At 49.7% G+C, this 13,845-nt stretch carries 11 protein-coding genes and 2 pseudogenes; 10 read left to right on the top strand and 3 right to left on the bottom strand.

Going from position 1 to position 13,845, the window contains the following annotated elements:
* On the top strand, window positions 1-439 hold a 439-nt coding region (locus KQJ19_RS14190; RefSeq protein ID WP_216403786.1), incomplete at its 5' end, for an FCD domain-containing protein.
* A gap of 599 nt (window positions 440-1,038) precedes the next feature.
* On the opposite strand, the pseudogene KQJ19_RS14185 reads toward KQJ19_RS14190, so the two are convergent.
* Window positions 1,039-1,170: pseudogene (locus tag KQJ19_RS14185) on the bottom strand (IS5/IS1182 family transposase); the annotation flags it as partial.
* On the opposite strand from KQJ19_RS14185, the pseudogene KQJ19_RS14180 reads away from it, so the two are divergent.
* A pseudogene (locus KQJ19_RS14180) lies at window positions 1,164-1,400 on the top strand (carbohydrate porin); the annotation flags it as partial. The pseudogenes KQJ19_RS14185 and KQJ19_RS14180 overlap by 7 nt on opposite strands.
* 168 nt (window positions 1,401-1,568) lie before the next feature.
* Here the strand turns inward: KQJ19_RS14180 and KQJ19_RS14175 are convergent.
* On the bottom strand, window positions 1,569-2,564 hold the full coding sequence (locus tag KQJ19_RS14175) for a LacI family DNA-binding transcriptional regulator (protein WP_047498236.1): 996 nt from the start codon (window positions 2,562-2,564) through the stop codon (window positions 1,569-1,571).
* A 241-nt stretch (window positions 2,565-2,805) separates the two neighbouring features.
* Here KQJ19_RS14175 and KQJ19_RS14170 point away from each other — a divergent pair, with 241 nt between their 5' ends.
* From KQJ19_RS14170 to KQJ19_RS14145, 6 genes are all read left to right on the top strand, one after another.
* Entirely contained in the window at window positions 2,806-4,044 is a 1,239-nt protein-coding gene (locus KQJ19_RS14170; RefSeq protein WP_047498239.1) for an MFS transporter, read from the top strand.
* A 19-nt stretch (window positions 4,045-4,063) separates the two neighbouring features.
* Window positions 4,064-5,500 carry a glycoside hydrolase family 32 protein gene (locus tag KQJ19_RS14165; RefSeq protein ID WP_216403784.1) on the top strand — a complete coding sequence of 479 codons (1,437 nt, stop codon included), beginning with the start codon at window positions 4,064-4,066 and terminating at the stop codon, window positions 5,498-5,500.
* A 92-nt stretch (window positions 5,501-5,592) separates the two neighbouring features.
* Entirely contained in the window at window positions 5,593-6,858 is a 1,266-nt protein-coding gene (locus KQJ19_RS14160) for an OmpG porin family protein (protein WP_047498247.1), read from the top strand.
* Between the two features lie 14 nt (window positions 6,859-6,872).
* Window positions 6,873-8,366, top strand: coding sequence for a glycoside hydrolase family 32 protein (locus KQJ19_RS14155; protein WP_216403782.1), 1,494 nt, complete (start codon window positions 6,873-6,875; stop codon window positions 8,364-8,366).
* Between the two features lie 12 nt (window positions 8,367-8,378).
* Window positions 8,379-9,392, top strand: a complete 1,014-nt coding sequence (locus KQJ19_RS14150; RefSeq protein ID WP_047498253.1) for an OmpG porin family protein — start codon at window positions 8,379-8,381, stop codon at window positions 9,390-9,392.
* Window positions 9,393-9,503: 111 nt separating this feature from the next.
* On the top strand, window positions 9,504-10,454 hold the full coding sequence (locus tag KQJ19_RS14145) for an aminoimidazole riboside kinase (RefSeq protein WP_047498256.1): 951 nt from the start codon (window positions 9,504-9,506) through the stop codon (window positions 10,452-10,454).
* 578 nt (window positions 10,455-11,032) lie between these two features.
* Here the strand turns inward: KQJ19_RS14145 and KQJ19_RS14140 are convergent.
* Entirely contained in the window at window positions 11,033-11,908 is an 876-nt protein-coding gene (locus KQJ19_RS14140; protein ID WP_047498259.1) for an AraC family transcriptional regulator, read from the bottom strand.
* Window positions 11,909-12,140: 232 nt separating this feature from the next.
* Here KQJ19_RS14140 and deoC point away from each other — a divergent pair, with 232 nt between their 5' ends.
* Window positions 12,141-12,842, top strand: coding sequence for a deoxyribose-phosphate aldolase (gene deoC / locus KQJ19_RS14135; RefSeq protein ID WP_049281640.1), 702 nt, complete (start codon window positions 12,141-12,143; stop codon window positions 12,840-12,842).
* 72 nt (window positions 12,843-12,914) lie between these two features.
* Window positions 12,915-13,826 (top strand): ribokinase, encoded by a 912-nt coding sequence (locus tag KQJ19_RS14130; protein WP_047498266.1) that lies wholly within the window; start codon window positions 12,915-12,917, stop codon window positions 13,824-13,826.
* Window positions 13,827-13,845 lie beyond the last annotated feature (19 nt).

Below are 13,845 nucleotides of genomic sequence, written 5' to 3'. Positions count from 1 at the left end.
TGCGGTCATTACAGAGCAGGTCACTCACAAGGATATACTTGCAGTCAGGCGTCATCTTGAAATGGGGTGTGTACATCTGGCGGCGATTAACGGCAAAGAAGAGGATTTTGAAAAACTCAGGGAAGAAATGCGGCTAATTAAGGAAAACTTTAAGGACGTGGACGATTTTATTAGCCACGATTTGCAATTTCATTTCATTCTTTCCCGCGCGTCGGGTAATACACTGCTTTCTATTTTACTTCAGTCGCTGCATGAACAGCTAATGACCTCGATGCGCGCCGGTTTGGTTGCACAGAGTAAGAAAGAAAAAGAGTATGAAATTAAGATCATCGAGCTGCATCAGCGTATTTGCGACGCCGTTTGCACCAGAGATCCTGAACGAGCCGTACAGGCTATGGCCGAACATTTTGAAAATGCCATCGACGCGTTGATCGATTAGCCGTCGAGCAACGTCGAATCTTTAAAGCTATACCCTATTGTTAGTTGGAAATAACGGATTAATATCCCGCTATATGGTTAAATGTCGTAAATGTGTACTAGCGTAAAGTAAGATTGAACCATACCAGAATGTGACAGGCTGATGCGCCCTGCGGGCTTGTCCAACCCCGCGGCTGTATACAAACAAGTTCTGAACAGACTCACAGTTTTCGTTGCAGGCCAACAAAAATAAATACGGGCACCAGAAATATTTTCTGGACTCTTTTTTCAATAGTGACGAAATAAGCAGCATAAATATCATTTTTAGGCAATAAATCGTCGGCAAATGCATTTCAGGGTAATCCTTGAGTACTTTAGTTGTCTTCTTCAGTTAATGAAAGGTATTAGAGAGGACTTAGGGTAGCCCTAACTCCTCTTCTTAGGAAAAGCTTCGTAGATAGTCATGATCAAACTTAACAGTTATTGGTAATGCGAAGGAAATTCCATCAAGTTGAGGCTTTGTTGAATAAATCAGAGTTAGACGACAGGCTCCCGTTACCGCATCTGTTATGCGATCCGGACGCTGTGAGGCATATCAAACAACGTCATCCGGTCCAGCGCTTAAGCCATTGCCATCGCGTCACCCACCTGCGGTTCATAGTCCCGAATGCTCAGATGAGCACCCAGCAGGGTTTTGGTATGGAACACAGCCGTTTCTGCCAATGAGCGACGATGATAACCTACTTGAAAGAGTAGCCCGTCGGGCGGAACTCCTGAACCAAATGCGGGGTATTGTTGATTATGATAATCCTCTGTATGTACCGGTTCGCAAAGCCGAATATGTCGCAGAGTTGCATAATAGTTTTCTCCTTACTCCCTGGCTGACTGTACGTCCTAACCTTCAGTTACTCGCTCATCCGGGAGGAAGTGAGGAGATTAAAGACGCGTGGGTTGTCGGAAATCAGGTGACGGTTAAATTCTGATAAAACGGGTGGTCGCCGTCTGGCCTAACCAGGATGAGCGAAAATAGCGAAGCATTTAGAGGCCAGCTAATTTTATGAACCATAATCGGCGGGTTTCAGGTTCATGGCGAGCCTGAAATCGTATAGTCCAGGCTGGCATAAAAGGGACGGTTGTAAAAAACTGCTTTCTCAGAATGATTCGCGTCTGAGCCAGGGGCTCTCGACCAGCACCTTGTCCCGGTGGGTGTCGCCATTGATAATGTGCAATGTACTTAAGCGACCAATCTCATAATGTGGCAGTTGGACCGTGGATAGTGGGGGTAAAAACAAATTTCCGATGCCTACAAGATTATCGTAGCCAAGAACGGCAATATCCTGTGGGATTCGGATACCCTGCGTCAACAGCGTTTGATACACCATAAATGCAATACGGTCGTTGCCACAGATGACCGAATCAAATCGCGGTTTCCCCTGAACGATATGCGCCAGCAGCATCTCCGGAATATCCCGGTAGTGCTCATCGCCAAATTGCATATAGCAGTGCTCAAGCGTATCAGGATCGATACCGGCTTCACGGTAGGCGCGATCAAGCCCCCGACGGCGGCGACGCGTCGCCAGATGGTTGACAGGTAAATGCAGGCAGAGAGGGCGGCGGTATCCCGCAGCCAGTAGAGCCTGTACGGCCGTATACTGGCCTTGTTCATCGTCAGGTATATAGCTGGCAACCGGTTCTCCCTTGTTCTCGCAGTTGGCCAGAACGCAAGGGTGCTCCAGTAGCCGGGGCGGGATGCTCACTTCACGCAACCCCATGGTGGTGAAAATGATCCCCCCGGGTCGGTGGGCGAGCAGCAGGTCGACAATATCGTCAGGATTATCATCGGTAAACATATTCACCACGAAGCTGTTCCAGCCATACGCCCGTGCGGTTTCTTCGATAGACAGCGTGATTTCTACCGAAAAAGGGGTGGTGACGGTATCCAGCGCCAGCACGCCGATGGTTTTGTTCCGGGAGCCGACACGACGAACCTGCCGGGCTGAGAGGTCTGGCACGTAATTTAACTGCAGGATCGCCTCCTGCACCCGGGACAGGGTTTCAGGCTTTACGCGTTTCGGGTCATTCAGCACCCGTGAAACCGTCATGAGCGATACATTGGCCAGTTTGGCCACATCTTTTAAAGACGCCATAGTTTTCCATTATCTGAATGCATTTAACCCTGTAAGGTGTTTTGAGCCAATGCGAATGTCCTATTCTAGGCACCGATACCCAGGGTTACGCAAGTCATGCTCAAAAGTTTGAGCGCGATCTCAACACATTAATGTTAACGTTAACTTTTGTGATTAACATCGAGTATCCCACCAAAATCGAGTGTACGTCTTAAATGTTAACGTTACCATCTTAGCATATCCTTCTTGCGAGATTACATAGATGAAAAAACGGCCTACTCAAAGTTACATGCTGCTCAGCGCTCTGCTGTTCTTTTTCTTTGTGACCTGGTCCTCATCAAGTTCACTTCTCTCTATCTGGCTTCACCAGGAGGTGGGGCTAAAGGCATCGGAAACCGGGATTATTTTTTCCGTTTTATCCGTTTCCGCGCTCTTCGCGCAAGTCTGTTATGGCTTTATCCAGGACCGGCTTGGTCTGCGTAAACATTTATTATGGTTTATCACCGCCTTGCTGATCCTCTCCGGCCCGGCTTATCTACTTTTTAGCTATTTGCTGAGCGTTAATATTCTGCTGGGTAGCGTATTCGGGGGCTTATTTATCGGGCTGACGTTTAATGGCGGTATTGGCGTTCTGGAGTCCTATACCGAGCGTGTTGCGCGTCAGAGTACCTTTGAGTTTGGGCGGGCACGCATGTGGGGGTCTCTGGGCTGGGCTGTCGCTACGTTTTTTGCCGGGTTACTGTTTAATATCAACCCTGACCTTAATTTCCTGGTGGCCTCTTGCTCAGGCTTAATCTTCTTCTGTCTGCTAGCCCGCTTAAAGGTGGCCGCGCCGGCAAGCATGGAGAAACTCGAAATCGGCGCGAAAAAAGTTTCTCTGGAAGACGCCCTGCGTCTGCTCACTCTGCCGCGCTTCTGGGCGCTGATATTCTTCGTGGTCGGAACCTGCATTTACGGCGTATACGATCAGCAATTCCCAGTCTATTTTTCGTCACAGTTCCCGACATTACGAGAAGGGAACGAGATGTTTGGCTATTTAAACTCTTTCCAGGTTTTTCTCGAGGCTGCGGGTATGTTTTGTGCGCCCTGGCTAGTTAATCGCATTGGCGCTAAAAATGGTTTGATATTCGCCGGAATGGTGATGGCGCTGCGCATGATTGCTTCCGGGCTGGTGGAAGGCCCCTTGCTTATCTCTATTACCAAACTGCTTCACGCGGTCGAACTGCCAATATTGTTAGTCGCCATATTTAAATACAACAGTCTGAATTTCGACAAACGTCTCTCCTCCACCATTTATCTGGTGGGATTCGCCTGCACCAGCTCCGTCATTGGCACCGTATTGTCCCCGCTGGCAGGCTTTAGCTATGAGAGATTTGGCTTCGCCCAATCCTATCTGATCATGGGCATCATGGTGTTCAGCACCACGTTTATTTCCATTTTCCTTTTGCGCTCAACTAAATCCTCATCTGAGCCATCTTTTCTGCAGCAAAACGCTGTGTAATGCACTGAGAGTAAAGACGATGACATCCTTATTAGTACAGGCTGAACAGGTGCTTGAAAAAGCACAATCCGGGATTAATCCGCGCTGGTATCCGCGCTATCACCTTGCTCCTCGCGCAGGCTGGATGAATGATCCTAATGGCCTGGTATGGTTTGACGGTTGGTATCACGCTTTTTATCAACACCACCCCTATTCCCCGAAATGGGGGCCGATGCACTGGGGGCACGCCCGAAGCAAAGATCTGGTGCATTGGGAACATCTGCCCGTCGCGCTAGCGCCGGAAGGCCCGGCGGACAGAGACGGCTGTTTCTCCGGCTCCGCCGTGGTGGACGGCGATACACTGGCGCTGATCTATACCGGACATAAATTTCACGGCCCGGCGGACACAGACGACAACCTCTACCAAGTGCAGTGTCTGGCGACCAGTCGTGACGGCATCCATTTTGAACGGCATGGTATGGTGATTGATACGCCGCCCGGACTGCATCATTTTCGCGATCCTAAGGTGTGGCGCGAAGGTGAGTTCTGGTACATGGTTGTCGGTACCCGCGTAGAGAATAGCGGCCAGGTACGCCTGTACCGTTCCACCGATCTCCGCGAATGGCATGATGAAGGCATCTTCGCCGAGGCTGATGAAGGCAAGGGCTTTATGTGGGAATGCCCGGATTTCTTCCCCCTGGGAGAGAAGCGTATCCTGATGTTCTCGCCACAGGGTATGGCTGCGGAAGGGTATCACTATCGCAATCTGTTCCAGAGTGGCTATTTACTTGGGGATTGGCAGCCAGGTCAACCGTTCACCCACAGCGGACAATTTACCGAGCTGGACCACGGCCACGACTTTTATGCCCCGCAGAGTTTCGTGACTCCGGATGGCCGACGCATTGTCATTGGGTGGCTGGATATGTGGGAATCACCGATGCCTGAACAGCAGGATGGCTGGGCCGGAATGCTCTCGCTTCCGCGCGAATTAAGCCTTGTCGATGATGATCATGTGAGGATGAAACCTGCTGCCGAAGTGACCGCGCTGCGTAGCAGCTATTATCCCACGCCCGTCCGCTGCCTGAACAATCAGAACGTCCTTGTCGCGGCAGATGCCGATGCGGTCGAAGTACAGCTGGCATGGGATTTGAGTGCATCGACGGCTGAACAGTTTGGTATCGCGTTGGGCGACGGGCTGAGAATATACGTCGATGATCAGGCCGGGCGTCTGGTGGTGGAGCGTCGCTATCCAGAATATTCGCTGGAAGGTACTCGCAGTATTCCGCTACCAGCTGGCAGCGTTCTGTCACTGCGAATTTTTATTGACCGCTCATCGGTGGAAGTTTTTGTTAACGATGGTGACGCTTGCTTAAGCAGTCGTATTTATCCGCAGCCGGGCGAGCGCGATATTTCATTGTTTGCAAATCAGGGGGCGGCCTCATTATACGATGCGGGATACTGGTCTTTAGATAAATAATTTTCAGTTCCGAGCTGTTTCTTGCATGGTGTATTTTTATTTCTGCCAGTCTCTGGCTGGCATGTTATTGTCTGGAATAATGAGAGAGCAAAATGGATGAAAGCGTAATACCTCAAAATTGCATTAACTCGAAAGATAAAAATATATTTGTTCCAGGAAAACAGACGCTGGCATTAATGGTGACATTAGCGGCATTTCCTGCGATTGCTGAAGACGTTACGGGAAACTATCAAAGCTATTTTCAGGATGAATCAGACACCAACAGAACGAATGTATCACCAGTCAATAAAGGCAATGAACAATTGTCCCTTAGCGCTTCATCTTCTCCGGTTGCTGCAGGTCAAAAGCCTGAACTCACTACGTCGTCAGAGCCCGTGACGTTATCCGCGCCAACGAAGAATAAAAAAGCTGAAGTGAAAGAGAGTCATAAAGTGGATAACCCCGAAGACGTCAGTCTGTTGCGTTTAAGGCAGGAAGATCCGCCGGTTCACTGGAACAGTATCGGTCGTAATATGGAAGTCGGTGGCCTGCATGGGAACATCGGGTCTCAGATAGAAATTGACGATGTTCGCTGGAGTAATAATAAGAAAAACAGCGGCAAGTTCAAGCTCGCCACCATACAGGCTTTTTTAAGGCACGATGAATTACCTAACTGGTATTTTGGTTTCTGGAATGCTAGAGAAGACAGTTATAAAGGACAATTCAGTAATCAGGACTACAAAGGCACCAATACTATCAATGAACTTTTTGTGGGACATATTTTTGAAACCTGGCGAGGTAATATCGGTACGGAAGTCATGGTCGGTTCCGAAACGGCAACAAAGCGCTGGAAAAACCGGTTCAAGGTCTGGCAGGACCTGCGACTGTCCAACAAATGGAGCCTGGCCGGATACGCTTATGGCGAATATCAGCCTCAGGGTAACGAACCGGGGAATGGCGATCTGGAACAGTATATATTCGAAATTGAGCCAGCCATTCAATACCGCGTAAATCCGGATCTCGGACTCTATTTGCGGCCCTATTATTACTATAACCGTCAAGAGCGTCAAAGCTGGGGCGACATTGTAGAAGAGGAATGGAAAGTCACGGCCGGGCTCTGGCGTAACTGGTATCCGTTATTAACCTCGCTGTATGTTGGATTTGGCCAGGACAAAATAGATAACGCCAGTAATGCCAGTGAAGTTTTCTATGACGGCCGGTATAAATTTATCGGCGGTACGCTGAGTTATCCAGTATTTGGTGAAGTGCGATTATACGGTGAATTCAAAGCACAATTTACGAAAGAAACCGGGCTCTGGACATCGACCGGCCACTCATGGAATCCGTTTACTGTTGTTGGCGTGAATTATAACTTCTGACATTCAGGTGTAGCATGAAAAAATTAACATTAGTGGCATCCGTCGCTCTGCTTGCGCTTTCGCTTGGTAATACTCCGGCCTGGTCGCAGCCTTCGAAAGAAACATTACAGAATAAAAGTATCACCCATATTAATGGCTTTTTCCCGCGGGTTGAAGGTTCATTCGTGGGTGACCCCATGCCCGTTTTTAACGATGGCAAATTTGATATTTATTATCTTAATGACGTCCGCGGCGGCAGCGATCTGGGGGTACATGCTTTTCATCTCTTGTCGAGTGCCAACTTGTATGATTATCAGAACCATTCCGAAGTGATCCCCTACGTTAACGACGTTGACGATCCTGAACTGTTATTGGGAACCGGTTCGATTATTAAAGTCGGCGATACCTGGCATGCCTGGTACACCGCACACAATGAAAATGTGTTCCCGGTTGAGTCTATTATGCACGCGACCAGTAAGGATCGCCTTCACTGGGTGAAACACCCGCAGGACACCATTTTACCCGGCGGTAATTATCGGGGTAATGATTTCCGGGACCCTCACGTTGTTTGGGTAGAGGAAAAGAAAGAATACTGGATGTTAATTACCACGCGCAGTAACGGTCGTGGCGTTATTGCCCGATACAGTTCAACGGATTTAAAGCACTGGGAAGACCGCGGCGTATTTTTTGATAACGACACCATCACCAGTAATGCCAACCTCGAATGCCCGACACTGGTTTACTTCAACGGACGCTGGTATCTCAGCTTTAGCGACCAATGGCCGTTACGCCTGACACAATACCGGGTTGCGGACAATCCGGATGGGCCGTGGCGAAAACTGGACAATTATGTGGTCGATGGCTCGGGTTTTTACGCGGGTAAACTGGTGCTCAAAAACGATCGGCTGTTTGTTTTCGGCTGGATCCCGACGAAAGCCGGGAACAGTGACAGCGGCAACATTGACTGGGCAGGAAATCTGGTTGCGCATGAGCTTACTGCAGATGACCAGGGCCAGCTCAACAGTATCCTCCCCCAGGAGCTTCAGAAGGTCATCAGTGAGAATCCTGGTCCGGAGATCACTTTAACGAGCACTAAAACGCTTAAAACGGCCACGTCGTTCGGCCCCTTACAGTCGGCGCTGTACCCGGCCTTACCTGAACGCGGTGAGTTGAGTGCAACCATCGACGTTCCTTCCGCCGGAATGGTGATGAGCTTTGGTCTGACCGGCGACAGAGTCAGTGATGCGATGCTTAACGTTGTGTTCAATAAGAGCAAAGGAAAAGTCTATTTTTTCAACGCGCCGCTCGCGTCGATTCATCAGGCTAACGCGGAATCCTGGGTGGATGTTCCGATTGGGGAAAATATTGAGTTACGCGTTCTCATTCAAAACTCAATTGCTGTCTTTTATATAAACAATAAAGCGGCATTCAGTACCCGGATGTATTCCATGCAGGAGAAGCCGTGGAGTATTAGCCTGCCTCAAAACGACAATTTTCACGCGACGTTGAAAATAAAAGAAATGATCTAACGGGATATTATTATGAAAAACTATCATGCCCTGTCTGTTATTTTTGCTCTCCTGTTTCCCGCGCTGGCGAATGCGAGCATGAGCATCATGAAGGATCCGTCGGGAAAGGTTGTTGCCGTGGACCCGTGGTCCTATCTGGACGAAGAGGTTATGTGGACCTCAGCCCGCTCCTCCAATCCTGCTGGTGGCCGCGTTCATGGCCAACTGAAAATGAAATATGCCATTGAGGATAATAACTGGCGCAACAGCCATTTCCACAACGGGAATGATTCGCTGACGTTTGTGCAGGGGGTGATGCGGCACGATGCATTACCCGGGTGGTATTTGGCTTTCTCTGAAGGCAGAACCACCAACTATAACGGAACATGGGAGGATCAGTCTTACCTCAGCCAAAACCAGTGGACTCAGTTGATTATCGGGCATGAATATTTTTACAAACGTCTGCGCTATGGCTGGGATGTGATGGGCGGAAGCGCATCAATTGAGGACCGTTGGCAAGGACGCATTAAGTTCTTTACCGATCTGCGTGTTACGGACAATTTCTCATTCTTTAACTATCTGTATCAGCAAATCGATCACCGCCGCAGCGGTGGGTCGCAAAATGACCGTGATGTGCGCTCATTTCAGATTGAGCCTGGCGTGCAATATATTATTAATAACACCACCGGCATCTGGTTCCGCCAGCAATTCGCGTCTGCCATTTTAGACAGGGCGCAGTGGGGCGATATAGACGAAAAAAGCTGGACCACGTCAGTCGGCGTCTGGCGCAACTGGGGGAAATTATCCACAACGCTCAGCAGCGGGTATGGCCATTATAAGAAATACAATGCACGGCCTGAAGATGGCGAAGTTTTCCAGAATACCCGCAATCGCTTCCTGAAGGTATCGGCGAATTATCCTTTGACCTCTCGTTTTACCGTGTCCGGAGAGGTGACTGGCTCGTTGATAAAACAAGACGGAAGCTGGGTCACTCACGGTGAAGCTATTACCACCGAATATAAACTGATGCTGGATTATAACTTTTAAACCGTACGCCTGGATAATCCATGGCACCTGAACACGCTTAAGCGCTATTAATAAATGACCTTCCCGCAGGTCGCGTTTAAAAAATAAGTTAATTATTATTGAGGAAATGTCATGAAAATCTGGACTCTTGGCGATGCAGTGGTGGATCTTCTACCGCTTTCAGACATGCAATATCAAGCTTGCGCAGGAGGAGCCCCGTTCAATGTGGCAATTGGTTCTGCGCGTTTGGGCTGCCAGAGTGGTTTTATTGGCCGGGTCGGTGATGATGACTTTGGTCATTTCCTGAAAAAAACGCTGTCTGACTCAGGTGTCTCAACCGAAAGTCTCCAGTTGGATAATCAGCACAAAACCAGCACGGTATTGGTCTCTCTGGGTTGCTCTGGGGAGCGGGGATTTACATTTTTAACCGACCCCTCCGCGGATCAATTTTTAACGCCCGATGCGCTTCCTGACTTTAGCGACGATATTCTGCATTTCTGTTCTCTGGCCCTGGTTGCCAAAACGTGTCGTGAAACATTAGTCACCGCCATCAGCCACGTAAAACAGCATGGGGGATTACTGAGTTTCGATGTCAATTTACGAGAGCAAATGTGGCTCGATAAGCATGAAATGGTCGAGACAGTGCGTCATTTCTCCTCACAGGTCGACATTCTTAAACTCTCGGAAGAAGAATGGTACTGGATAACAGGTACGCATGATTTTTCCTTGGCGCTTGACAGCCTTAAGGCGCTTCCTGCGCAACTGAAAGTCGTGACCTACGGGGCGCAGGGGGCCATGGTGCTATGGCGCGATAGCGTCATACATTTCAACGGTTATACCGTCGACAGTGTTGATACGACTGGGGCTGGCGACGCGTTTGTAGCAGGTTTGCTGGCCTGGATTGCACATAGTGGGATGCCGCAGAGCGTTGAACAGCTTCGCCAGTCGATTGCTCAGGCCAGTGCCTGTGGTGCCCTCGCGACAACGTGCAAAGGGGCACTGACCGCACTGCCGGATACCAACGCGCTCAATGCTTTCATTACTCAATTTTCTCTACCTGACTTCGAGGTGAAAAAACTCTAAAAATGATAGCTGCAGGTTAAGGGCTCATGTTGGTGGCAATAAGACGTTAGTTCACAGCTCCAGAGTACGTCTGACTAGGTTCCTGATGCAAAAACAGAAACAACTGCAGGAATTGCGGCAACAACACCAATTTTTTCATTAGTATTAACCCATGACGTGTCAGATAATTTATTAGACAGGATAAAACTTAACAAATGCTTATCCGGATAACGCTGATTAGGGGGGAACAAATACTTCGGACAGTTCGCGAAAGAACTTACTCTCGATGTTTTGTATAGTGTTCTTTCCAATGTCAGTATTCCTAAAACATTAATATTTTATCTGGCATTTCTTCAACAATTTGTTGGCGATGGAGGTGACGATCCCGTTGTTAAGATGTTAGCCGTGGGGCGTATTCGCCATGTTAACTTTTTTAGTTACGCCACTGATTTACGCTCATGTAAACCCCTGCGTAATATTTGATTTTGATATGGAAACAAGGTTACCGAACGAGGTGGTTACCTAAAAGTTGGCAATTATCGCTCCCTTATCGGGGCCGCACGTTTACGGACCGTAAGTAACGAAGTCTGATGCAAATGTCAGATTGTATGCGTCCCTTCCAACTGCTCCTGCTTGCGAAACGCGCTGGGCGATAACCCAACCGCGCGATGAAAATCCCGCGAGAAGTGCAGCGGATCGTTATATCCCACCTGAACCGCAATTCGGCTGATACTTTCCTGGGTTTCGACCAATAATCGCCGAGCCTGAGACAGCCGGTAATTCTTGAGCCATTTCAATGGGCTCTGGTTAAACGTGGCCTGGAACAAGCGAAACAGCTGTGACTTACTTACCTGACAATAGTGCATAAATTTCTCGATATTCCAGTCATCGTTGTAGTGGCTGTGAATCTGATACAGCAGCTTGCCCAGCCCGCGATGGGTGATTACCTGCGACTGCGCGGCTTCGTAGCTGCGATTTTCCAGCAGGGTAAATATCAGTTGGCTGCACAGCATATCGCAGTGCGCATCGGCCACCAGGGTGTAGCTGTTCATCAGATCAAAAATATGGTGATAAATTTCAACGATCTTTTCCGGCTGCTCGAACTGGAAAACCGGACGTTGAGGTACGTCCATTATCTGCATGATATTGTTAAGTTTTGAACCCTCTATCCGCAACCAGAGGATTTCCCACGGAGACTGTTTGTCGGGGTAATGCTCATGCGGCCAGCGCACCGGCAACCAGGCGAGTTGCCCTTCCCGCACCGGATAATGCCGGTCTTCAATGCGAATAAACCCTGCTCCGCGCAGGCAAAACAGCAGCTCGTGGCCTACCACCGACTGGCGATGAACGTGGAAATCTGCGGCGGCTTCAATATGCCCGGCACGTAAGATCCGGTAGTTCATCAGGGTGGAAAACTCGTCGGAACCCCGATACCAGTTGGCGATCGCGCGGGTGTGTTGTTTTTGCTTTGACATAGCTGCCTGGTTTGTTATCTGACCGTTTCGCCCGCTATGGTGGCATTTTTCGCCGTCCAGTACTCAGTTGATTGTGACTAATTTTTGAGCTTGCTCACATTTCCGTTGACATGGAAATTTCATCCATGTTTGAGAGAATTCTGCCTATCACGCTTAGTCGCCATCCTGCCTACAGTAACGACATATTCACTGCGCACTTAAAGGTTTTTTACTTACCAGACAGGAGCTGTCCATGATTGATTTTAACGATCCGCGCCAGATCGCCAGGGCGATTCAGTACACCAACGTCAACCCGGATTTGACGCGCGAAGGGGTGATTCAACATCTGGAAACCTGCATGCAGTATCAATTTGATGCCGCCATGATTGCACCCTGCTGGGTTTCCCTTGCCAAAGAAATGCTGAAAGGTAGCGGCGTGCGGGTGGCGACCACAGTCAATTTCCCGATGGCCAACGACACCACGGCGATGAAAATAGCGGTGGTACGCGAGCTGGCGAAAGAGGGGGCCGATGAGTTCGACTTCCCGCCAAACCCTGGCTATCTGTTGGGCGGCCAGGAAGATCTCTATTTCAACGAGCTGAAAAGCGTGGTCCATGTGGCCCATGACCTGGGGATGAAAGTCAAAGCCATGCTGGAGTTTGGTTTCATCACCGAAGAGGCGCTGAAAATCAAAGCCACCCGTTATGCCTTTGAAGCCGGTATTGATTGGGTGAAACAGTCCAGCGGCTGGGGCAAGGGCGGTTGCGAAGCGACGGTAGAAGATGTCCGACTTCTCAAAGCCAATATTCAGTTACCGTGTCGGGTAAAAGTATCAGGTAAGGTCAATACCCTGGAAAAAATGAAAGCGATGTTCGAAGCTGGGGCCGAACTGGTCGGCACCAGTTCCGGGCCGGAACTGGTTAAAGGCCTGACCGGGGATATCAACGCCTATTAATGTGTTGCCGCCGCAAGCGTAATTGCGGCGGCGCAGCGTTGTGCCACTTTCAGTCGAAAAGGGGAATTACTAATGAGTATTTTTATCTTTGGCAGTTATGCCAAAGCGCTGGTCATGACGGCAGATCGCATCCCCATGGTGGGCGAAACGTTAATCGGCGACGATTTTCGCCAGACTTGGGGCGGAAAAGGCTCGGATATGGCGGTGCAGGCGGCTCGGCTCGGGGCAAAAGTGGCCTATGCCGGGGTGGTGGGCGATGACACCTTCGGCCATGAATTTGTGACCCTGATGCGCGACGAAGGCGTCAATATCGATGCGTTAACCTTAACCCCAGAATTACCCACCGGAGCGGGCCTTATTATCAAAGATAATCAGGCTCGTAATGTAATTGTGGTGGATATGGGGGCCAATAAACTGTTCAGCCCGGCGCACGTGGATGAGGCAAAGGCGCTGATCGAGCAGAGCCGCGTGGCGCTCGCGCAGTTGGAGATCCCGTTGGAGACCGCGCTCTATGGCCTGAATCTCGCTAAGCAGCTCGGCAACATCACCATTCTCAATCCCGCCCCGGCCAGGGACTTACGCGGCGTAAACCTCAGCCATATCGATTACCTGACGCCAAACGAAACCGAAGCCCGCGTGGTGCTTGGGCTGGCTCCCGACGATACTCGCAGCAACCGGGAAATTGCTGATTTACTGCTGGAGACCGGCTGCCGATATGTGGTGATGACGCTTGGCGAAGCGGGCAGCGCGGTGTTCAGTCGCACCGATACCCTGGAAATCCCGTCCTGCAAAGTGGACGTGGTAGACAGCAACGGCGCGGGAGACAGCTTCAACGCTGGATTAGCTGTCGCGCTCAGTGAAGGGCAGTCCGTCGATAAAGCGGCATTTTTCGCCAATGCCACCGCTGCATTGTGCTGCTGCGACTGGGAAACCGTGCCCTCCTACAAAACGCGTCAAGAAGTCGAACAATTTCTCGGTTGTTAATTATAAAAACTCAATTCGG

Origin of the sequence: Citrobacter sp. S46_ASV_140, assembly GCF_018919545.1 — a bacterium.
GTDB lineage: Bacteria > Pseudomonadota > Gammaproteobacteria > Enterobacterales > Enterobacteriaceae > Citrobacter > Citrobacter braakii.
Note: the sequence above shows the minus strand (reverse complement) of the source record. Positions and strands in the feature narration are given on the sequence as shown.